This window comes from Xanthomonas sp. SHU 166 (assembly GCF_000364685.1).
GTDB classification, from domain to species: domain Bacteria; phylum Pseudomonadota; class Gammaproteobacteria; order Xanthomonadales; family Xanthomonadaceae; genus Xanthomonas_A; species Xanthomonas_A sontii.
Genome location: NZ_AQOJ01000594.1, coordinates 1 through 20,684 on the forward strand (window position 1 = coordinate 1; position 20,684 = coordinate 20,684).

General features: G+C 70.0%; 17 protein-coding genes and 1 tRNA gene. 7 read left to right on the forward strand and 11 right to left on the reverse strand.

What is annotated here, in order from left to right:
• Together D180_RS14695 and D180_RS14700 are read left to right on the forward strand one after the other, a co-directional pair.
• The coding region (locus D180_RS14695) for a glycoside hydrolase family 3 N-terminal domain-containing protein (protein WP_017913393.1) at nucleotides 1-1,942 on the forward strand (1,942 nt) is incomplete at its 5' end.
• A gap of 96 nt (nucleotides 1,943-2,038) precedes the next feature.
• The gene (locus D180_RS14700) at nucleotides 2,039-3,601 is read left to right on the forward strand and encodes a sodium/sugar symporter (RefSeq protein WP_026144562.1); all 1,563 of its coding nucleotides are present in this window, start codon (nucleotides 2,039-2,041) and stop codon (nucleotides 3,599-3,601) included.
• A 28-nt stretch (nucleotides 3,602-3,629) separates the two neighbouring features.
• Here the strand turns inward: D180_RS14700 and D180_RS14705 are convergent, their stop codons facing one another.
• The 3 genes from D180_RS14705 to D180_RS14715 form a co-directional block, all read right to left on the reverse strand.
• A complete protein-coding gene (locus D180_RS14705; RefSeq protein WP_043091039.1) occupies nucleotides 3,630-5,423 on the reverse strand; it encodes a sensor domain-containing phosphodiesterase in 1,794 nt (597 codons plus the stop codon).
• Nucleotides 5,424-5,503: 80 nt separating this feature from the next.
• Nucleotides 5,504-6,070, reverse strand: a complete 567-nt coding sequence (locus D180_RS14710) for a response regulator transcription factor (RefSeq protein WP_017909993.1) — start codon at nucleotides 6,068-6,070, stop codon at nucleotides 5,504-5,506.
• Nucleotides 6,067-7,290 (reverse strand): ATP-binding protein, encoded by a 1,224-nt coding sequence (locus tag D180_RS14715; protein WP_043091040.1) that lies wholly within the window; start codon nucleotides 7,288-7,290, stop codon nucleotides 6,067-6,069. Before D180_RS14715 ends, D180_RS14710 begins: the two co-directional genes overlap by 4 nt.
• 124 nt (nucleotides 7,291-7,414) lie before the next feature.
• On the opposite strand from D180_RS14715, the gene ispG reads away from it, so the two are divergent.
• Together ispG and D180_RS14725 are read left to right on the forward strand one after the other, a co-directional pair.
• Nucleotides 7,415-8,680 carry a flavodoxin-dependent (E)-4-hydroxy-3-methylbut-2-enyl-diphosphate synthase gene (gene ispG, locus D180_RS14720; protein WP_017913396.1) on the forward strand — a complete coding sequence of 422 codons (1,266 nt, stop codon included), beginning with the start codon at nucleotides 7,415-7,417 and terminating at the stop codon, nucleotides 8,678-8,680.
• Nucleotides 8,661-9,371, forward strand: coding sequence for a phosphatase PAP2 family protein (locus tag D180_RS14725; RefSeq protein ID WP_017913397.1), 711 nt, complete (start codon nucleotides 8,661-8,663; stop codon nucleotides 9,369-9,371). The genes ispG and D180_RS14725 overlap by 20 nt, the downstream gene beginning before the upstream one ends.
• 556 nt (nucleotides 9,372-9,927) lie before the next feature.
• On the opposite strand, the gene D180_RS14730 is transcribed toward D180_RS14725, so the two are convergent.
• The 8 genes from D180_RS14730 to D180_RS14765 all read right to left on the reverse strand — a co-directional run bounded on the left by D180_RS14730 (nucleotide 9,928) and on the right by D180_RS14765 (nucleotide 17,564).
• Nucleotides 9,928-11,085: a TPM domain-containing protein gene (locus D180_RS14730; protein WP_017913398.1), complete on the reverse strand. Its 1,158-nt coding sequence runs from the start codon at nucleotides 11,083-11,085 to the stop codon at nucleotides 9,928-9,930.
• Between the two features lie 2 nt (nucleotides 11,086-11,087).
• Entirely contained in the window at nucleotides 11,088-11,777 is a 690-nt protein-coding gene (locus tag D180_RS14735; protein ID WP_017909988.1) for an aspartate/glutamate racemase family protein, read from the reverse strand.
• Between the two features lie 130 nt (nucleotides 11,778-11,907).
• Nucleotides 11,908-12,816 carry a DMT family transporter gene (locus tag D180_RS14740; protein WP_017913399.1) on the reverse strand — a complete coding sequence of 303 codons (909 nt, stop codon included), beginning with the start codon at nucleotides 12,814-12,816 and terminating at the stop codon, nucleotides 11,908-11,910.
• Nucleotides 12,810-13,853, reverse strand: a complete 1,044-nt coding sequence (gene murB / locus D180_RS14745; RefSeq protein ID WP_017913400.1) for a UDP-N-acetylmuramate dehydrogenase — start codon at nucleotides 13,851-13,853, stop codon at nucleotides 12,810-12,812. Before murB ends, D180_RS14740 begins: the two co-directional genes overlap by 7 nt.
• Nucleotides 13,850-14,905: a quinone-dependent dihydroorotate dehydrogenase gene (locus D180_RS14750; RefSeq protein ID WP_017913401.1), complete on the reverse strand. Its 1,056-nt coding sequence runs from the start codon at nucleotides 14,903-14,905 to the stop codon at nucleotides 13,850-13,852. The genes murB and D180_RS14750 overlap by 4 nt, the downstream gene beginning before the upstream one ends.
• A gap of 8 nt (nucleotides 14,906-14,913) precedes the next feature.
• Nucleotides 14,914-15,687, reverse strand: a complete 774-nt coding sequence (locus D180_RS14755) for a class I SAM-dependent methyltransferase (protein ID WP_017913402.1) — start codon at nucleotides 15,685-15,687, stop codon at nucleotides 14,914-14,916.
• A complete protein-coding gene (locus D180_RS14760) occupies nucleotides 15,684-15,965 on the reverse strand; it encodes a DUF4190 domain-containing protein (protein ID WP_017913403.1) in 282 nt (93 codons plus the stop codon). Before D180_RS14760 ends, D180_RS14755 begins: the two co-directional genes overlap by 4 nt.
• Before the next feature lie 66 nt (nucleotides 15,966-16,031).
• Nucleotides 16,032-17,564 (reverse strand): aldehyde dehydrogenase family protein, encoded by a 1,533-nt coding sequence (locus tag D180_RS14765; RefSeq protein ID WP_017913404.1) that lies wholly within the window; start codon nucleotides 17,562-17,564, stop codon nucleotides 16,032-16,034.
• A 169-nt stretch (nucleotides 17,565-17,733) separates the two neighbouring features.
• Between D180_RS14765 and D180_RS14770 the strand changes: the two genes are divergently transcribed.
• The 3 genes from D180_RS14770 to D180_RS14780 all read left to right on the forward strand — a co-directional run.
• Nucleotides 17,734-17,810, forward strand: a tRNA-Arg gene (locus tag D180_RS14770).
• A gap of 415 nt (nucleotides 17,811-18,225) precedes the next feature.
• Nucleotides 18,226-18,570: a hypothetical protein gene (locus tag D180_RS14775; protein ID WP_226975121.1), complete on the forward strand. Its 345-nt coding sequence runs from the start codon at nucleotides 18,226-18,228 to the stop codon at nucleotides 18,568-18,570.
• 544 nt (nucleotides 18,571-19,114) lie between these two features.
• On the forward strand, nucleotides 19,115-20,684 hold a 1,570-nt coding region (locus D180_RS14780; protein ID WP_017913406.1), incomplete at its 3' end, for an aspartate kinase.

Below are 20,684 nucleotides of genomic sequence, written 5' to 3' on the forward strand. Positions count from 1 at the left end.
CCGCACCTACGAAGGCTATTCGGAGTCGCCCGAGGTGGTGGCCAGCTTCGCCGGCAAGGTGGTCGAGGGGCTGCAGGGCGTGCCCGGCACGCCGGGTTTTCTGGACGGGTCGCACGTGATCTCCTCGGTCAAGCACTTCCTCGGCGATGGCGGTACCACCGACGGCAAGGACCAGGGCGATACCCGGATCAGCGAGCAGCAGCTGCGCGACATCCACGGCGCCGGCTATCCGCCGGCGATCGCGGCGGGGGCGCAGACGGTGATGGCCTCGTTCAACAGCGTCAACGGGGTCAAGATGCACGGCAACACGGTCATGCTCACCGACGTGCTGAAGGGGCAGATGCATTTCGGCGGCTTCGTGGTCGGCGACTGGAACGGCCACGGCCAGGTGCCCGGCTGCCGCAACGACGATTGCCCGGCCGCGTTCAACGCCGGCGTGGACATGCTGATGGCCCCGGACAGCTGGAAGGGCGTCTACGAGAACGCGCTGAAGGCGGTGAAGTCGGGGCAGATCCCGATGGCGCGGCTGGACGATGCGGTGCGGCGCATCCTGCGGGTCAAGCTGCGCCTGGGGCTGTTCGAGGCCGGCAAGCCGTCGCAGCGTCCGCTCGGCGGCAAGTTCGAGCTGCTCGGCGCGCCCGAACACCGCGCGGTGGCGCGGCAGGCGGTGCGCGAATCGCTGGTGCTGCTGAAGAACCAGGGGCAGCTGTTGCCGCTGAAGCCGCAGCTCAAGCTGCTGGTGGCCGGCGACGGCGCCAACGACATGGGCAGGCAGGCCGGCGGCTGGACCCTCAACTGGCAGGGCGCCGGCACCAAGCGCGCCGACTACCCCAACGGCACCACCATCTGGGAAGGCCTGCAGCAGCAGGTCGGCGCCGCCGGCGGCAGCGCCGAACTGGCGGTGGACGGCAAGTTCGCGACCAAGCCGGACGTGGCGGTGGTGGTGTTCGGCGAGCATCCCTATGCCGAGTTCCAGGGCGACATCGCCACGCTGCTGTACAAGCCCGGCGACGACAGCGACCTGGAACTCATCAAGTCGCTCAAAGCCCAGGGCATCCCGGTGGTGGCGGTATTCCTGAGCGGGCGGCCGCTGTGGGTGAACCGCGAGATCAACGCCGCCGACGCCTTCGTCGCGGCCTGGCTGCCGGGTTCGGAAGGCGCCGGCATCGCCGACGTGCTGCTGCGCAAGCCGGACGGCAGCGTGCAGTACGACTTCCACGGCAAGCTGAGCTTCTCCTGGCCGCGCACCGCGGTGCAGTTCGCCAACAACGTCGGGCAGAAGAACTACAGCCCGCAGTTCGCTTTCGGCTACGGCCTCACCTACGAGGACAAGGGCGATCTGAGCCGCTTGTCCGAGGTGTCGGGCGTGTCCGGCGCGCAGGCGGTGGGCGGGGTGTACCTGGACCGCGGCAAGCCGGCGGCGGGCATCAACCTGATCCTGTTCGGCGGCACGCAGGCCAATCTGCCGGCGGCGACCTTCCCGGCGGCACTGGCCGACGGATCGCTGAAGGTCACCGCGATCGACCACAAGGCGCAGGAGGATGCGCGCCGCTTCGTCTGGTCCGGCAGCGGCAAGTCCGGGTTGGCGCTGGTGTTGCCCAAGCCGCTGGACGTGTCGCGCGAGAGCAATGGCGACGTGCAACTGATCCTGACGTTGAAGGTGGATGCGGCGCCCGGCGCCGCCGCGCGCATCGGTGTGGCCTGCGGCCACGACTGCGGCGCGCGGCTGGACCTCGGCAAGGCGCTGACCGCGCTGCCCAAGGGCGAGTGGCGCACCCTCGGCGTGCCGCTGAAGTGCTTCGCGGTGGCCGGCGCCGACCTGACCCGGCTTGAGCGCCTGCCGCTGATCGAGAGCGACGGCGCGCTGGATCTGTCGCTGTCGCGGATCGCGCTGGGCAGCAGCAACGACGCGCAGAGCGTGGTCGACTGCCCGCTGCATTGAGCGGCGGCGAACGGTTTTCTTGAACGAGCGGCGCCGCCCACGCGGGCGGCGTCATGGACAACGGTGCGACAGGGCTGCGGCCCGTAGGAGAAGGCAGTGGGGTTGGCGACGTTGGATGTGGCGATCGTGGTGGTCTACCTGGCGGGCATCTTCCTGCTCGCGCAATGGGTGTCGCGGGAGAAGGCCGGGCACCGCAAGAGTGCCGAGGACTACTTCCTGGCCAGCAAGACCCTGCCGTGGTGGGCGATCGGCGCCTCGCTGATCGCGGCGAACATTTCCGCCGAGCAGATCATCGGCATGGCCGGCTCCGGCTATGCGATCGGCCTGGCGATCGCCTCCTACGAATGGATGGCGGCGCTGACCCTGCTGATCGTCGGCAAGTTCTTCCTGCCGATCTTCCTGCGCAACGGCATCTACACCATGCCGCAGTTCCTGGAGCAGCGCTACGGCAAGTGGATCCGCACGCTGATGGCGGTGTTCTGGCTGCTGCTGTACGTGTTCGTCAACCTGACCTCGATCCTGTGGCTGGGCTCGATCGCGGTGAGCCAGGTCACCGGCATGGACCAGACCCTGGCGCTGGCGCTGATCGGCGTGTTCGCGCTGGTGTACCAGCTGTACGGCGGGCTGAAGGCGGTGGCGCTGACCGACATCGTCCAGGTCACCCTGCTGGTGCTGGGCGGCCTGCTGGTCGCCGGACTGACCCTGTCGCGGATCGGCGACGGCGCCGGCGTGCTCGCCGGCTTCCGCCACCTGTGGAATGCGCACCCCGAGCACTTCCACATGATCCTGTCCAAGGACAACCCGTTCTACAAGGATCTGCCGGGCCTGAGCGTGCTGATCGGCGGCCTGTGGGTGATGAACATCAGCTACTGGGGCTTCAACCAGTACATCATCCAGCGCGCGCTGGCGGCCAAGAACATCGGCGAGGCGCAGAAGGGCATGGTGTTCGCCGCGTTCCTGAAGCTGCTGATGCCGGTGGTGGTGGTGGTGCCGGGCATCGCCGCGGTGGTGCTGGCGCCGGACCTGGCCAAGCCCGACCAGGCTTATCCGACCATGATGCAGTTGCTGCCCAGCGGCATCCTCGGCCTGGTGTTCGCCGCGCTGGTGGCGGCGATCGTGGCCTCGCTGGCGTCCAAGATCAATTCGGTGGCGACCATCTTCACCCTGGACTTCTACGCCAAGTTCCGCCCGCAGGCCGACCAGCCGCAGCTGGTGCGGGTCGGCCGCGTGGCCGCGGTGACCTCGGTGCTGATCGGCATCCTCACCGCGCGGCCGCTGCTGGGCAATTTCGACCAGGGCTTCCAGTTCATCCAGGAATTCACCGGCTTCTTCACCCCGGGCGTGGTGGTGATCTTCATGCTCGGCCTGTTCTGGAAGCGCGCCAACGAGGCCGGCGCGCTGACCGCGGCGATCGGCTCGGTGCTGCTGTCGTTCGCGCTCAAGAAGCTGTGGCCGGAACTGCCGTTCATGGACCGCATCGGCCTGGTGTTCGTGCTGTCGCTGGTGGCGGCGGTGCTGGTGTCGCTGCTGACCCCGCAGGCGCCGGCGCGCGACCTGATCCGCACCGACGACGTGCGCTACGGCACCACGCTGGGCTTCAAGCTCGGCGCCGCGGCGGTGATCGCGATCCTGGTGGCGTTGTACGCGGTGTTCTGGTGAGCCACGGGCGGGCCGTGGCGCGGCACGCTCAGGCGTCGTCGCCCTGCCACGGCTCGGCCAGCCAGGCGTCGAGCGCCTCGGCCGGCATCGGCCGCGCGATCCAGTAGCCCTGGCCTTCGTCGCAGCCCCAGTCGCGCAGCATCCGGTACACGGTTGCGCTCTCGATGCCCTCGGCCACCACCTGTTGGCCGAAGTCGTGGCCGAGATGGATCATCGACGGCACCAGCATGCCGTCGCTGCGGCTGCCGGGCAGGGCGCGGATGAACGACTGGTCGATCTTCAGCGCGCTGGCCGGGATGCTCTTGAGATAGCCGAGGTTGCTGTAGCCGGTGCCGAAGTCGTCGATGGCGATCTTCACCCCGAGCGCGCTGATCTGCTGCAGCTGTTCGGCCACCCGTTGCGGATCGCGGATCATCGCGCTCTCGGTGAATTCGATCTCCAACGCGCCGGGCGCCAGCGCATGCTGCTGCAGCAGCGCCTGCAGCCGGGCGATGAAGTCGGCCTGTTCCAGGTCCACCGCCGACACGTTCAGCGACACGCTGAAGGTATAGCCGCGCTGCTGCCACAGCGCCGCCTGGGCGATGCCGGCGCGCAGCACCCAGGCGGTGATGCGGCTCATCAGTGCGGTCTTTTCCGCCAGCGGGATGAAGTCGTTCGGCGCCACCGTGCCCAGCAGCGGATGCTGCCAGCGCAGCAGCGCTTCCACGCCCACGCATTCGCCGCTGCGCAGGCTCACCCGTGGCTGGTAGTGCAGGCTCAGCTGGCCGCGCGCCTCCAGCGCTTCGGGCAAGGCGGCCAGGATCCGGAAGGCATTGCGCTGGTTGGCGTCGTGGTTGCGCTCGTACAGGCTCCAGCGCTGCCCACGCTGGCGCGCCATGTCCACCGCGGTGGTCAGCGAGCGCACCGTGTGATTGGCGCTCAGCGCCCCGTCCAGACGCACCGCGCCCAGCGAGGGGCTGGCCGCATGCGGAATGCCCTGGTGGTCGATCGCCGCGGCGAAGGCGTCGCAGAGGTGCTCGCACCAGTACTCCAGATGCGCCGTGTCGCTGCCTTCCATGATGAACACGAAGGTGGTGGTGTCGATGCGGTACAGCGGCAGGTTGCCCAGCGCCTTGCGCAGGCGGTCGCGGGTGGCCAGCAGGTAGCCCTCGGCGTACTCCCAGCCCAGCGCCTTGACCATGTCGCGGAAATAGTCGATGCCGCACACGTCGATCGCCACTGCGGTGTCGTGGTGGTCGGCGGTCTGCAGCGACAGCCACATGGTCAGGTCGTCGTTGAAGCGGCTGCGGTTGGGCAGGCCGGTCAGCGCATCGACGAAGCCGCTGTTGCGCAGGGTGTCGATGCGCACCATCAGCAGGTCGCGCAGGTCCTGCAGGGTGCGGCGCGCGACCTCGTCGAACTCATGGCGCGGCTCGCTGTCGATCACGCACAGCGTACCCAGGCTGGCGCCGTCGGCCATCAGCAGCGGCGCGCCGGCGTAGAAGCGGATGAACGGCGGGCCGGTGACCAGCGGGTTGTCGCGGAAACGCGGATCCTGGCGGGCATCGGGCACCACCATCAGTTCCGGGCTGTGGATCGCATAGGCGCAGAACGCCTGGCTGCGCGGCGTCTGCGGAACCTCCAGGCCGACCCGGGACTTGAACCACTGGCGCTGTTCGTCGATCAGCGAGACCAGCGCGATCGGCACCCGCAGGTAGCGGGACGCCAACTGCGTGACCAGATCGAAGACCTGGTCGGCCGGCGTGTCCAGCAGACACAGCTGGCGCAGGGCGCTGAGCCGTTGCGGCTCGTCCAGCAAGGCGGGTGGGGGAGACTTCAGCATGCCGGGTTATCGGCCCGGTACCAGGGGACTTGAGCGCCAGCCGGACGGGCGGTTCAGGCCACCGCGCCGCGCCGCCCGCCTCAGCGTGGCGGATCGCGCTGCGGGCTGGGCCGCTTGGCCAGCTTGCGCTGCAGCGAGCGGCGGTGCATGCCGAGCAGGCGCGCGGCGGCGGAGACGTTGCCGCCGGTCTCGTGCATGGCCTGCTGGATGTGCTCCCACTGCAGGCGGCTGAGCGGGGTCATCGCGTCCGGCACGTCGCTGCCGTCCTCGTCGTCGTCCTCCTCGGCCTCCAGGCCGATCGCACGCAGGATCATCGGCACCGTGGCCGGCTTGGGCAGGTAGTCGTCGGCGCCGAGCTTGATCGCCTCCACCGCGGTGGCGATGCTGGCGTAGCCGGTGACCAGCAGGATGCGCATGTCGGCGCGGATCGCCCGCAGCGGCTGGATCAGCGCCAGGCCGGATTCGTCGCCGAGCTTGAGGTCGATCAGCGCATAGTCCGGCGGCGCCTCGGCGGCCAGCGCCAGTGCGGCGGCGGCGCTGTCGGCGGTGCGCGTCTCCAGGCCGCGGCGGGCGAGGGTGCGCTGCAGGGTGCGCAGGTACAGCGGATCGTCGTCGACCAGCAGGCCCAGCGGGGTGTCGGTGTTCATGCGGAGGTCTCCAGGGCGAGCAGCGGCAGGCGGAAGCCGACCCGGGCGCCGTGGTCCGGCGCCGGCTCGGTCCACAACTCGCCGCCCAGGCGTTCGATGGTCGCATGCGACAGCGCCAGGCCCACGCCCATGCTCTCGGGCTTGCCGCTGCGGAACAGAGTGGCCGGCAGGCCGACCTGGTTGGCGTCGAAGCCGCCGCCGTAGTCGCGCACCTCGCCGACCAGTTCGCTGCCGGTGACCCGCACGTTCAGGTCCACCTGCGGATGGCCGGCGCGTTCGCCGGCGTCGGCGGCGTTGTTCAGCAATACCTGCAGCAGATGGCCGATGGCGCTTTCCATCCGCAACTGCAGCGGCGCGTCGTCGTTGCGGCGCAGCCGCACGGTCGGCCGCACCAGTTGCCACTGGTGCAGTACCTGCGCCAGCGACACCGTCTGCCCGCCGGCGCGCTGCGCCGGTGCGGCCAGCGCCAGCACCCGTTCGCGGCACTGCACCAGCAGTTCGCGCAGGGTGTCCAGGTCCTCGCGCAGCTCCGGCTGGGTACTCTGTTCGGCGATGTCGTCGGTGAGCAGGGTCATCGTCGCCAGCGGCGTGTTCAGCTCGTGCGCCACCGACGCGGCATGGGTGGCCAGGGCGACGATGCCCTCGTTGCGGGTGAAGCGCTCGCGCAGCAGCGCCAGCTCGCGTTCGCGCTCGCGCATGGCCATCGCCAGGCGGGTGGAGAACACCAGCACGACCACGGTGGACAGCAGGAAGTTGGCGGCCATGCCCCAGCGCTGCAGGTCCAGCGCCTGGTAGGGGCCGTGCGGCAGCGGCAGGCCGAACAGCGCGCTGACCGCATAGCCGGCCACGCAGGCCAGCGCCACCGCCAGCGCCCAGCGCAGCGGCAGGGCCAGCACCGCCAGCGCGATCAGCACCAGGAACAGCGAGCCGAAGGCGTTGCCGATGCCGCCGCTCCAGCCGACCATCCAGGTCAGCACGGTCACGTCGACCAGGATGTGGCCGAAGGCGGTGGCCGGGGCGGCCGAGTCGGCATGGCGCAGGCGCAGTTGCGCGTACAGGTTGAACAACGCCAGCACCGCCACGCCGGCCCACAATGGCGCCTGCGGCAGCGGCAACTGCAGCGGCCAGGTCGCCACCAGGATCGTCGCGGCCTGGCCGGCGGTGGCCAGCCAGCGCAGGCTGCACAGGGTGCGCAGGAAGGAGGCGTCGGTGGAATCCATGCTGCGCATCGTATGCGCTGGACCCGGGGGCTGCCTGCGACAAACCGTCGCAGCGGTGCCGCCTGGCTGAATCGGCGGTGCCGGCGCGTGCGGCAGGAGCGGTCGCGCAGGCTAAAATGGCCGCATGTACGATGCCGTCAGCCGCCCCACGCCTCCCGCCGATGCCGCGCCCTGGGCGCGCCGTCTCACCCAGCCCGTCCGCATCGGCGGCGTCACCATGGGCGGCGGCAAGCCGGTGGTGGTGCAGTCGATGACCAATACCGACACCGCCGACGTCGCCTCCTCGGTCAAGCAGGTGGCCGAATTGTGGCGCGCCGGCTCGGAACTGGTGCGCCTGACCGTCAACAATCCCGAGTCGGCCGCGGCGATCCCGCGCATCGTCGACAAGCTGCGGATGATGGGCATCGAGGTGCCACTGATCGGCGACTTCCACTACAACGGCCACCAACTGCTGGCGGCGGAGCCGGCCTGTGCCGAGGCGCTGGCCAAGTACCGGATCAATCCCGGCAACGTCGGTTTCGGCAAGAAGAAGGACACCCAGTTCGCGCAGCTGATCGAGTTCGCGCTGAAATACGACAAGCCGGTGCGCATCGGCGCCAACTGGGGTTCGCTGGACCAGGCCCTGGCGGCGCAACTTATGGACGAGAACTCGCGGCGCGAAGTGCCGTGGGATGCCGGCCGGGTGCTGCGCGAGGCGTTGATCCGCTCAGCGCTGGACTCGGCCGAGCGCGCGGTGGAGCTGGGCCTGGGCCGCGACCGTATCGTGCTCAGCTGCAAGGTCAGCGGCGTGCAGGAGTTGATCGCGGTGTACCGCGACCTGGCGCAGCGCTCGGACTTCGCCCTGCACCTGGGCCTGACCGAGGCCGGCATCGGCAGCAAGGGCATCGTCGCCTCCAGCGCGGCGTTGGCCGTGCTGCTGCAGGAAGGCATCGGCGACACCATCCGCATCTCGCTGACCCCGGAGCCGGGGCAGTCGCGCACGCAGGAAGTGATCGTCGCCCAGGAACTGCTGCAGACCACCGGCCAGCGCGCCTTCACTCCGCTGGTCACCGCCTGCCCGGGCTGTGGCCGCACCACCTCCGAGTTCTTCCAGGAGCTGGCCAAGGTGGTGCAGAACCACGTCCGCGCGAAGATGCCGGAGTGGAAGGTGACCCATCCCGGCGCCGAGAGCATGACCCTGGCGGTGATGGGCTGCGTGGTCAACGGGCCGGGCGAGTCGCGCCACGCCAACATCGGCATCTCGCTGCCGGGCACCGGCGAAGCGCCGGCCGCGCCGGTGTTCATCGACGGCGAGAAGAAGGTGACCCTGCGTGGCGAGAACATCGCCCACGAGTTCGTGGCGCTGATCGACGATTACGTCGAACGCACCTATGTCCGCCGCACCGGGTGAGTCCGCCGCCGAGGCAGCCGGCCTGCGCCGCTGGCTGCGGCTCAATGCCTGGCGCGTGGTGCTGCTGTTCGCCGGAGTCCTGCTGCCATTGGGCGTGTTCGTGGCCTTGGCCGACGAAGTGCATGCGCTGGAAGACCTGTATTTCGACGAGCCGCTGCTGTGGAGCATGCGCGGCCTGACCAGCCCGGGTTGGGACCGCTTCTTCACCGTGGTCACCGAGGCCGGCTATCAGTACGGCGTGATCCCGCTGGACACGCTGATCGTGCTGGTGCTGCTGGGCCTGCGCCGCTGGCGCGAGGCGCTGTTCGCCGCGTTGTCCTTCATTGGCTCGGCGCTGTTGAACATGGGCGCCAAGCAGTTCTTCCAGCGCGACCGGCCCAGCCTGTGGGAGTCGATCGCGCCCGAGCACCACACCTTCAGTTTTCCCAGCGGCCACGCGATGGGCTCGATGACGCTGGCGGCGGTGCTGATCGCGCTGAGCTGGCGCACCCGCTGGCGCTGGCCGGTGCTGTGGCTGGCCGGCAGCTTCACTCTGCTGGTCGGGGTGTCGCGGGTGTACCTGGGCGTGCATTACCCCTCGGACATCCTCGGCGGCTGGAGCGCGGCGCTGGTGTGGGTGGTGGGGCTGTACCTGCTGCTGTTCCGCGGCGAGCGCCGGCCGCGCTGGCGCGCGCGGCGCGAATTGGCATAATTTCCAGTACGCGCCAATCCACACTGCTGGCGCTCGCTGTGCCGTCGCCTCCAAAACCTGCGAAGGATGAACACATGACCAGATCCGAGCGAGCGTGTCAGATTTGGGCAGTACTGGCGTGGGCGGCACGCCATCGCCAGTCTTTAACCTACTTTCAGTTGGCCGCGCTCACGGGCGCACATCCCGCGGGTCTTGGTCAGCTACTTGAGCCTATTCAGTCGTATTGCTTGCTAAATCAGCTGCCCCCGCTCACAGCGATAGTCGTACAGCAGGAGTCGGGTTTGCCGGGTAGCGGCTTTATTGGGGCCACTGCAGAAGAGTTGGGTAGGGCGCAAATGGCGGTTTTCGGATGTGACTGGTTCGCGCATGGCAATCCTCAGCCTGTAAGGTTCGAGGCTGCTGTTCGCGAACGTCCATCCAATGGAGAGAATTGATTTCTTGCGACCCATGGTGCGGGCAGCGCTTTATGTAAGTGCAAAGCGGCCCACTCACTATTTGTAAAACGGGAAAAGTATTTCCTCTGCTGATGTTGTTCGAGCGTTCGTTGCAGTCTCCGCTACCAGCTCGAGCTGGCGCCGCCGCCGCCGGAACTGCCGCCGCCGGAGGAGGAGTCGCTGCTGGAACTGGAGGACGACGAGGATGAGGACGATGCCGCGGACTCGGCCGCGGCGCGTTCCCTGGCGGCTTGAGCGGCATGGTAGCTGGCGGTGTAGGCGAACACGCCGGGCGCGGTCTCGGCGATATGGCCCTTGCGGATCAGCGCATTGCGCCGCCGTGTGAGCGCCTGCAGGAAGCGGCTGTAGCGCTGCGGCGAGCGGTAGCGCTGCGCGGCGATGGCCAGGGTCAGCACCGGGATCAGCAGTTCCAGCGCCAGGAAGATCACGTACATGGTCATCGACCTGGCCGACAGCAGGAACACGAAGATGCCGGGATTGGCGCTCAGGAACAGGCGGATGAACCACGCCCAGAAACCGCCGCGCGCGGTGTCCTGAACCAGTTCCTCGGGCTTGTCCGACAGGCGCGGATGCCGCAGCAGCAGACGCCTGCGCAGATAGCCGGTCCAGGCCTGGCGCAGCGGCAGCAGCAGCCACACCAGCACCAGCAGGCCCGCCCAGGCGATGGCGCCGCGCTGCCAGTGCATGCCGTCGTCGGCCGCTTGCGCCAGTTCGGCCACGGCTTCGGGATCCTGCGCGGCGGCGCGGCCCATGAAGTCGAACGCGGCGACGATCGCGTCGGCGGTGTCGCCCTGGCGCAGGCGCGGCGCCAGGTAATCGTCCAGCGCGTGCCGGGCGACCACGTCGGGCAGCGCACCCTCCAGGCCGTAGCCGACTTCGAAGCGCGAACGCCGGTCCTGCATCGCCAGCACCAGCAGCAGGCCGTTGTCGCTGCCTTGGCGGCCGAGCCGCCAGGTGCGGAAGGCGCGCTCGGCCAGGCGCTCGATCGGTTCGTCCTGCAGCGACGGCACGATGTAGACCGCGCCCCAGATGTGCTGGCGTTCGCGCAGCCGCTGCAGTGCCGCGTTGATCCGCTGGGCGTCGTCCGCACTGAGCGTGCCGGCGGGGTCGACCACGTTCGGCGTGTAGGGCGGAATGGCGACGGCGCAGCGGCCGAGTACCGGCCACAGCAGCAACGCCAGGACCAGCAGGGCGCTCAGCCGGAACGGCGTCCAGCCGCGCGGAACGCTGGCGGCGGCATGTGCGGCCTGGCTGCGCATCGCTAGGCCAGGCTGTACAGGGCGGCGGCACGCGCGTGCAGCGCGGTCGTATCGAACAGCGGCACCGCCGCGTCGGCAGGGCCGACCAGCAATCCGATCTCGGTGCAGCCCAGGATCACCGCCTCCGCGCCTTGCGCCTGCAGGCCTGCGATCACCTCGCGGTAGCGCAGCCGCGACGGCGCCTGCACCACGCCCTGGCACAGTTCCTCGTAGATGATGCGGTGCACGTCCTCGCGCGCTGGCGCATCCGGGATCAGCACGTCGAAGCCGCGCCGTTGCAGCCGTTCGCGGTAGAACGCCTGCTCCATGGTGAAGCGCGTGCCGAGCAGGCCGACGCGGACGATGCCGGCGGCCTGCAACGCATCGGCGGTGGCATCGGCGATGTGCAGCAGCGGCAACGGGACCGCGGCGGCGATCGCGTCGGCCACGCAGTGCATGGTGTTGGTGCACAGCACCAGGAAATCGGCGCCGCCGGCCTGCAGCGCGCGCGCCGAGGCCGCCAGCGCGGCGCCGGCCGCGTCCCAGTCGCCGTCGCGCTGGTACTGCGCGATCTCGTGGAAGTCCACGCTGTGCAGCAGCAGCTTGGCCGAATGCAGTCCGCCCCGTTGGGCGCGCACCGTCTCGTTGATGTGCCGGTAGTAGGGCAGGGTGGATTCCCAGCTCATGCCGCCGATCATGCCGATGGTCTTCATCGTGCGTCGCTTGCCGTGGTTGCGCGTGCGCGAGGATGGTAGCGGCATCGGCCATGTGCAGCGACCGCGCGCTGTGGCTGTGTCGGCGATTGCCGGGAAGCGGGAGCACAGGGCGGCGTCATGCGTGCCCCTAGGCGTCGAGCGTCGGCGGCGTGCCCGCCCCGGCGCGCGCCGCACGCCGCGCCAGCACCGCCTCGCGGTGGGCGATGTAGGCGTTGGCGGCGAGGATCACCAGCGCGCCCAGCACGGTGCCGCCGTCCGGGGTCTCGTCGAACAGCCACCAGCCGAACAGCGCCACCAGCGGCAGCTGGGTGAAGCTGATCGGGGTCAGTGCGGAGACTTCGCCGAGGCGCAGCGCGTGCGTCCACAGCAACTGGCCGAGGGTGCCGAACAGGCCGGTGGCCAGCAGCCACAGCCAGTCGATGCCGTGCGGCCAGCGCCACACGAACAGCGCCGGCAGCAGCGACATCGGCACCCAGAACGCGTAGGTGTAGAACACCACCGTGTTGGCGGCGTCGACCCGCGCCAGTTGCTTGATCTGGATCGCGACCAGGGCGCTCATCACCGCGGCCAGTACCGCCACCAGGGTGCCGGGGCTGAACGCGGCGGCGCCGGGGCGCACGATCAGCAGCACCCCGACGAAGCCGCACAGCACCGCCAGCCAGCGCCGCAGGCGCACCGTCTCGCCCAGCCACAGGGCGGCGGCCAGGGTCGCGAACAGCGGGGTGGAGTAGGACAGCGCGATCGCCTGCGACAGCGGCAGATGCCCGATCGCCCAGAACCCGGCCAGCATCGACACCAGGCCGATCGCGGTGCGCAGCAGGTAACGCGGCAGTTGCGCGGTGCGCGGCCATGGCCGGCCCGGGCGCAGCAGCATCGGCAACAGGAACAGCAGGCCGAACAGGTTGCGGAAGAAGGCGATCTGCAGCGTGGACAGCTGCGCCGAGGCCAACCGGATCGCGACGACCATCAGCCCGAAGGCCATCGTACTGGCCAGCATCAGCAGCGCCGCGCGCAGCGGCGTGGGTGCGGCTACCACTGTGCGCCGACGATGCGCGGCTCCGGCTCCAGGATGACGCCGAAGCGCTCGCTTACCGAGGCGGTGATGCGCCGCGCCAGTTCCAGCAGCTCGGCACCGCTGGCCTGGCCGTGGTTGACCAGCACCAGCGCGTGCGCGGCGGACACGCCGGCATCGCCGTCGCGGTAGCCTTTCCAGCCGCAGGCCTCGATCAGCCACGCCGCCGACAGCTTGCGCTGGCTGTCGTCGTCGCCGGGAAACACCGGCAGTGCCGGGTGTTCGTGTTGCAGCGCCAATGCCTGTTCCAGCGGCAGCAGCGGGTTCTTGAAGAAGCTGCCGGCGTTGCCGAGCACGTCCGGGTCGGGCAGCTTGCGCCGGCGGATGTTGATCACCGCCTGGGCCACGTCGGGCGCGCCGGGCGTGGCGATGCCCATCGCCTGCAGTTCCTCGCCGATGCCGGCGTAGTCCAGGCGCAGCGCATGCAGCCGCGGCAGGTTGAACTCCACCGCGACGATCAGGTAGCGGTCGGGCTGGCGCTTGAACAGACTGTCGCGGTAGCCGAACTCGCAGGCGGCCGCGTCCAGCCGCACGAAGCGCGCATCGGCGCGGTCGTAGGCCTCGACCACGTGCACGAACTCGCCCATCTGCGCGCCGTAGGCGCCGATGTTCTGGATCGGCGCGGCGCCAACCGTGCCGGGGATCAGCGCCAGGTTCTCCAGGCCGGACAGGCCCTGCGCCAGCGACCACATCACCAGCTCGTGCCAGCCCACGCCGGCGCCGGCGCGGACGATGGCGTAGTCGGCGCGGTGCTCCAGAGTGTCGATGCTGCGGTTGGCGAAGCACAGCACCACGCCCGGCGCATCGCCGGCGAACAGCATGTTGCTGCCGCTGCCCAGCGGCAGCAGCGCGGCGCCGGCCAGCTCCGGCGCCAGCAGCGCCTCGGGCAGCGCCTCGGGCGCGAAGATCTGCAGCAGCCACGGCGCCTGCGCGGCGACGTGGAAGGTGTTGAGCGCCTGCAGCGGCGCCTGCGCGGTGAGCGACCAGGCCGTCGTGCTCATGGGACGACCACGTCCCCGCGGCTGGGCGCTTCGCGGCGCCGGCGCATCGCCTCCACGCACTCGCCGATCAGCTCCGGCCCGCGGAACACCAGGCCGCTATAGCACTGCACCAGGGCGGCCCCGGCGGCCATCTTCGCCACCGCATCGGCACCGGAGAGGATGCCGCCGACGCCGATCAGCGGGATGCTCTCGGGCAGGCGCGCGCGCAGCCGGCGCAGCACCAGGGTGGACTGGCCCAGCAGCGGCGCGCCGGACAGGCCGCCGCTTTCGCCGCCCAGCGGTTCGTGTTCCAGGCCGGGGCGGGCGACGGTGGTGTTGGTGGCGATCACCCCGTCCACCTGCAGGTCCGACAGCACCCGCGCCGCCGCGTCGATGTCGCTGTCGCTCAGGTCCGGCGCCACCTTGACCAGCATCGGCACGCGCTTGCCGTGGCGCGCCGCCAGCGCTTCCTGCGCCTCGCGCAGGCGCGCGATCAGCTGCCGCAGCGCCTGTTCCTCCTGCAGCTCGCGCAGGCCGGCAGTGTTGGGCGAGGAGATGTTGACGGTGACGTAGTCGGACAGCGCATAGACCTTTTCCAGGCAATGCAGGTAGTCGGACGCGGCGTCATCGTTCGGGGTGTCCTTGTTCTTGCCGATGTTGATGCCGAGCAGGCCGCGCCGGCGCCGCGCGCGCTCGACGTTGCGCACCAGCGCATCCACGCCCAGGTTGTTGAAGCCCATGCGGTTGATCACCGCCTGCTGCCGCGGCAGGCGGAACATGCGCGGCTGCGGATTGCCGGCCTGCGCGCGCGGGGTGACCGTGCCGATCTCGACGAAGCCGAAGCCCAGCGCCAGCAACGCGTCGATGTGCTCGCCGTTCTTGTCCAGGCCCGCGGCCAGTCCGACCGGGTTGGGGAAGTCCAGGCCGAAGGCGCGCGTGGGCATCGGCGCGATGGCCCGCGCCAGCAGCGGATTGGTGCCGGTGCGGTAGGCCAGCTCGATCGCACGCAGGCCCAGGGCATGCGCGCGCTCGGCGTCGAAGGCGAACAGGAACGGTCGGGCGAGGGAGTACATGGCGTGGCTCAGTTCAGCGTCCCGGCGAAGGCGCGGGTGCGGTAATGGAACGCGACGACGCCGTCGCGCTGGTGCCGGTCGAACAGCGTGCGCAACGCCTCCAGCATCGGCGCGTGCTGCGGGTGGCCGGGCAGCGGCGCATAGGAGGACGACAGCAGGCGTCCGCGCAGCGCCTCGAAGTCCATGCGCTGCGCGTTGGGGAACTGCGCGGTGCCGCGCAGGCCGGCGCCGAACCAGCGCTGCATGGTGGCATCGTCGTGGTAGCGCTCGGCCACCGCGCTGTAGTCGGTGCCGTACTCCAGCAGCAACTGCTCGTAGCCTTGCAGGAACGGCGTGGCGTCGAGCAGGCGCGAGTTCCAGTACACCAGCGCCAGGCCGCCCGGACGCAGCACGCGTGCCCATTCGCGGCGCACCGCCTCCAGGTCGAACCAGTGGAAGGCCTGCGCGGCGCTGACCAGGTCCACGCTGGCATCGGCCAGGGTGGTGGCCTCGGCGCTGCCGTCGATGGCGCGGAAGCCCGGCAGGTCCTGCAGCAGCGCCACTGCGGCCTCGCGCATCGCCGCGTTCGGCTCCACGGCCAGGGTCGGATGCCCGGCCTGCAGGAACAGGCGCGTGGAGATGCCGGTGCCGGCGCCGATGTCGGCGACCAGCGCATCGCGCGCCACGCCCAGCTCGCCGTGCACCCAGTCCAGCAGCGCCGCCGGATAGCTGGGGCGGTAGCGCACGTAATCGGCGACGCGGTCGCTGAAGCGTTCCCGCGGCGCGGCGGCGTCCCGGCTCACGACTGGGTGCTGGCGAACCAGGCCAGCCCGCCGAAGAACAGCACGAAGGCCAGTACCGCCAGCACGGCCAGCACCACCGCGGCCCAGCCCAGGATCAGCCCGCCCACCGCCAGGCCATCGCCCTGGAAGCGCTGCGGCTGGCGGCGGATCTCCGCCCGGGCCAGATGCCCGGTGATGATCGCGCCGAGGCTGCCCAGTACCGGCATCAGGGTCCAGCCGAGGATCCCGGCGACCAGGCTGACCACCGCCAGGGAATTGGTCTCGCGCACCTGACTCATCGCTGTCGCTCCTTGCAGAAGGAAAGGGGCGGCGGCCGCAGGGTGCTGGCCGCCGCGCTCGCCGCGTTACAGATCGAACTTGATGCCCTGCGCCAGCGGCAGCGAGTCGGAGTAGTTGATCGTGTTGGTCTGCCGGCGCATGTACACCTTCCACGCGTCCGAGCCGGATTCGCGGCCGCCGCCGGTGTCCTTCTCGCCGCCGAAGGCGCCGCCGATCTCGGCGCCGGAGGTGCCGATGTTGACGTTGGCGATGCCGCAGTCGCTGCCGGCCGCGGACAGGAACTTCTCCGCCGCCTTCAGGTTCTGGGTGAAGATCGACGAGGACAGGCCCTGCGGCACGCCGTTCTGCATGTCGATGGCCTCGTCCAGGGTGCTGTACTTCATCACGTACAGGATCGGCGCGAAGGTTTCGTGCTGGACCACTTCATCGCTGTTCTTCAGGCCGGTGACGATGGCCGGCAGCACGAAGTTGCCCGGGCGGTCCAGCGCGGTGCCGCCGGTCTCGATGGTGCCGCCGGCGGCCTTGGCCTTGGCGATAGAGTCCAGGAACTGCTCGACCGCGCCGCGGCTGTTCAGCGGGCCCATCAGGTTGGCCGGGTCGGTGGGGTCGCCGATCTTGCCTTCGACCTGCTTGTAGGCCTTGACCAGGGTGGCCAGCACGGTGTCGTAGATCGATTCGTGCACGATCAGCCGGCGCGTGGTGGTGCAGCGCTGGCCGGCGGTGCCGACGGCGCCGAACACGATGCCGGGCACCGCCAGCTTCAGGTCGGCGCTCTCGTCGAGGATGATCGCGTTGTTGCCGCCCAGCTCCAGCAGGCAGCGGCCCAGCCGGCGCGCGCACTTCTCGGCGACGACGCGGCCGACCTGGGTGGAGCCGGTGAAGCTGATCAGCGGGATGCGGGTGTCCTCGACCAGGCGCTCGGACAGGGCCACGCCGGCGTCGTTGATCAGGAAGAAGATGTCAGGGAAACCGGCGTCGCGTAGCGCCTCGTTGCAGATCTTCATCGACGCGATCGCGGTCAGCGGGGTCTTGTTGGACGGCTTCCAGATGCAGATGTCGCCGCAGATCGCCGCCAGGAACGCGTTCCAGCTCCACACCGCGACCGGGAAGTTGAACGCGCTGATGATGCCGACCAGGCCCAGCGGCTGGTACTGCTCGTACATGCGGTGGCCGGGGCGCTCCGAATGCAGGGTGTAGCCGTACAGCATGCGGCTCTGGCCGACCGCGAAATCGGCGATGTCGATCATCTCCTGCACTTCGCCGTCGCCTTCCGGCTTGCTCTTGCCCATTTCCAGCGCGACCAGCGAGCCCAGTGCGTCCTTGTGCTTGCGCAGCGCTTCGCCGCACAGCCGCACCGCTTCGCCGCGGCGCGGCGCCGGGGTGGTGCGCCAGACCTTGAACGCGGCCTGGGCGCGGGCGATCACCGTTTCGTAGTCCTGCTCGGTGGTGGCCTGGACGTCGGCGATGATGTCGTTGCTCGACGGGTTGAGCGGCTGCAGCACGCCGGCGCCGGTGGCGCTGGACCACTCGCCATTGCCGAGATAGGTGCCGGAGTTGGTGGCGGCGAGGCCGAGCGCCTTGAGCAGGTCAGCGGACATGGAATCTCCTGGGTTCGTTGCGACAGGGAAGGCGACCGCAGGCGGGGGACGCGGGACGCGCAGCCGGCAATTTTAGCAGACCGGACGCATCCGGCCGCCGCCGCTGGCGGGGGCGGCCGGCGAGCGCAAAAAACGCGTGGGCATGCCGTAGAATCCCCGCCAGGCCAATGGCCCCGTAGCTCAGCTGGATAGAGCAGTCCCCTCCTAAGGGACAGGTCGTGCGTTCGAATCGCGCCGGGGTCACCATTTCGTGCATGCCGTCCGCCGCGGCCGCGGCGCCGCCAGCGGCCATCGCGTTGCCTGCCCATGCATCCTGCGCAGCGGCCGCGATGGTGAATCGCGCGGTGTCCGATCTGTCTGCAATAACGTCCTCTACACCTTGTACCGACGCGGCCTGAGCATCGTCCTGCGTAGGCTGCGTCCGTCGGCCACTGCGCTTGGCGGCGATTCGCGCCGCGTACTCTACTTTTGCAGTGCCGATGGACGACGAGGACGGAGTCGCCTCCGCCACGTCCGCCACAAGCGTCCCGCCCGCAACTCCGTGCGGCGGGACGATCGCCGCCGCGCATCGGCGGTCCTGATCGCCTCGGGCCTGGCGTGATCGTCGGCTTGCCGGCACGCCCGCAGCGATTCCCACCCCTATGCGAAGCAGGAGTCACAGATGAAAACAGCAATGAAGATGGTCCTGGTCGGTTCGATGCTGGCTGCGCTTGCGGCCTGCAAGCGCGACGGCGACCAACCGGCCACCGATCCGAATGTGGCCAACCCGCCCGCAGCGGCCGACGGCAGCCCGGCAGGCGGCAGCACCGCCCCGGCCGGCACCACCAGCGGCGATGCCAGCGGCACCGCGACCGGCACCGAGACCGGGCAGGGCACGATGCAGGGCCAGGACGCGTCGCAGGGCGTACCGCCGACCACGACGTCTCCGACCAGCCCGACGACCCCCCAGGATCCTGCCAACCCGGATCCGCAGCAGCCGCCGCCGACCGATCAGAAGCAGCAGTAAGGGTTGCGCAAAACGCGCGGCGCCGGCGGCGTCGCGCGTTCGCTGCGTGCCGACGCTCAGGCCCGCGTGGACGGCGTTGCGTGTCGCCCGGCGCCCCCTGCTTGGTGGCCTTAACGTGGTGTTTCCTGGCTTGGCGCGATAGTCACTTTTGCAACCGTTTGCCAGGGCCGCAGCGCCGATGCTGCGGTCGCACACGCGGCGCTTGACAGCGCCCCGGCGCATGATGTCCTCTTGCGTCCATGCCTCTGGTGTTCGCCCCTATCGCCATCTCGCTTCCGCGCTCGCTTCGGCACGCGGCGGGCGCTGCTGCGGGCATTACCACCGGTATTACCACCCTCACCATTCGCCCGGTGCGGCCCGTCGTCTTCGTCTGATCGTCGAACACCACGGCCCCGCACCCGGATCAGGATGCGGGGGAATCCCTCAGCCTGATGCGAGCGGGGCCTCCACTCCGAGGTCTTCCATGTCGCCCCCCGCCGTCGCTCCTGCTGTCGCCGCTTCGCCCGATTCCGCCGTCGATCCCGCGCTCGCCGCCGCCACTGTCGTGCACAAGTTCGGCGGCACCTCGGTGGCCGATGCCGAACGCTACCGTCATGTCGCGCAACTGCTGTTGGCGCGCCCGGAACGTCTCCAGGTCACCGTCGTCTCGGCGATGAAGGGCGTCACCGATGCGTTGATCGGCCTGGCCGAACTGGCTGCGCGCGGCCACGGCGACTGGCGCGAGCGCTGGCACGAAACCCGTGCCCGCCATCGCGCCGCCGCCGTGGCCTTGCTTGGCGAACATGCCGGTGCCACGGTCGAATGGCTGGACGCGCGCTTCGAGCACCTGGCCGAGATCCTCGCCGCGCTGGCGGTGATCGGCGAACTGCCGCGGGAAGTGCTGGACCGCGTGCAGGGGTTGGGCGAGGTGTACTCGGCGCAGTTGCTGGGCGACCACCTGCGTGCGCTGGGCGAGGAGTGCGCGGTGCTGGATGCGCGCGAGGTCTTGGTGGTCGACCGCGGCGAGCTGGGCGTGGACGTGGACTGGTCCGCCAGCGCGCAGCGCCTGGCGCAATGGCGCGCGGAGCACCCGCAGCCGCGCATCGTGGTCACCGGCTTCGTCGCCCGCGACCGCGCCGGCCGCATCACCACCCTCGGCCGCAACGGCAGCGACTACTCCGGCGCGATCTTCGCCGCGCTGTTCGACGCCGCCGAGCTGCACATCTGGACCGACGTCGACGGCGTACTTTCGGCGGACCCGCGGGTCGTGCCCGAAGCGGTGCAACTGGAAACGCTCAGCTACGACGAAGCCTGCGAACTGGCCTATTTCGGCGCCAAGGTGGTGCACCCGCAAACCATGTCGCCGGCGATCGAGCGCGGCCTGCCGATCATCATCCGCAACACCTTCCAGCCCGAGCACCCGGGCACCCGCATCACCGCCAGCAGCGCCACCAGCGGCCCGATCAAGGGGCTGACGCTGAGCCCGGACCTGGCCGTGCTCAACCTCGAAGGCACCGGCCTGATCGGCGTGCCCGGCACCGCCGAGCGCGTGTTCGCCGCGCTGCGCAACGCGCGGGTGTCGGTGGTGATGATCTCGCAGGGGTCGTCCGAACATTCCATCTGCTGCGTGGTGCGGCAGAACGAGGCCGAGCGCGCGCGCGACGCGGTGCTCTCCGCGTTCGCCCACGAACTGGTGGTGGGTCAGGTGCAGCGCGTGCAGTTGACCACCGGCATCAGCGTGCTGGCCGCGGTCGGCGACGGCATGACCGGGCAGCCCGGCGTGGCCGCGCGCCTGTTCGAGTCCTTGGGCCGCGCCCAGGTCAACATCCTGGCGATCGCGCAGGGCTCGTCCGAGCGCAACATCTCGGTGGCCATCGACAGCGCGCACGCGACCAAGGCGCTGCGCGCCGCGCATGCCGGCTTCTGGCTGTCGCCGCAGACCTTCTCGGTCGGCGTGATCGGGCCGGGCAACGTCGGTGCGGCGCTGCTGGACCAGTTGCGCGCCGCGCAGCCGCAACTGCTGGCCAAGGCCAACCTCGACCTGCGCCTGCGCGCGGTCGCCTCGCGCAGCACGATGCGCCTGGAGCCGCGCGCCTTCGCCGGCGACTGGCGGCAGGCGCTGGCCGCCGGCCAGC

Coding starts and splice junctions, on each gene's coding strand:
- murB (WP_017913400.1), bottom strand. CDS start 13,853: ATGAGCACGACGGCCTGGTCGCTCACCGCGCAGGCGCCGCTGCAGGCG.
- D180_RS14710 (WP_017909993.1), bottom strand. CDS start 6,070: ATGAACACCGACACCCCGCTGGGCCTGCTGGTCGACGACGATCCGCTG.
- D180_RS14715 (WP_043091040.1), bottom strand. CDS start 7,290: ATGGATTCCACCGACGCCTCCTTCCTGCGCACCCTGTGCAGCCTGCGC.
- D180_RS14730 (WP_017913398.1), bottom strand. CDS start 11,085: ATGCGCAGCCAGGCCGCACATGCCGCCGCCAGCGTTCCGCGCGGCTGG.
- D180_RS14765 (WP_017913404.1), bottom strand. CDS start 17,564: ATGTCCGCTGACCTGCTCAAGGCGCTCGGCCTCGCCGCCACCAACTCC.
- D180_RS14705 (WP_043091039.1), bottom strand. CDS start 5,423: ATGCTGAAGTCTCCCCCACCCGCCTTGCTGGACGAGCCGCAACGGCTC.
- D180_RS14760 (WP_017913403.1), bottom strand. CDS start 15,965: ATGAGTCAGGTGCGCGAGACCAATTCCCTGGCGGTGGTCAGCCTGGTC.
- D180_RS14735 (WP_017909988.1), bottom strand. CDS start 11,777: ATGAAGACCATCGGCATGATCGGCGGCATGAGCTGGGAATCCACCCTG.
- D180_RS14725 (WP_017913397.1), top strand. CDS start 8,661: ATGTCCGCCGCACCGGGTGAGTCCGCCGCCGAGGCAGCCGGCCTGCGC.
- ispG (WP_017913396.1), top strand. CDS start 7,415: ATGTACGATGCCGTCAGCCGCCCCACGCCTCCCGCCGATGCCGCGCCC.
- D180_RS14775 (WP_226975121.1), top strand. CDS start 18,226: ATGAAAACAGCAATGAAGATGGTCCTGGTCGGTTCGATGCTGGCTGCG.
- D180_RS14750 (WP_017913401.1), bottom strand. CDS start 14,905: ATGTACTCCCTCGCCCGACCGTTCCTGTTCGCCTTCGACGCCGAGCGC.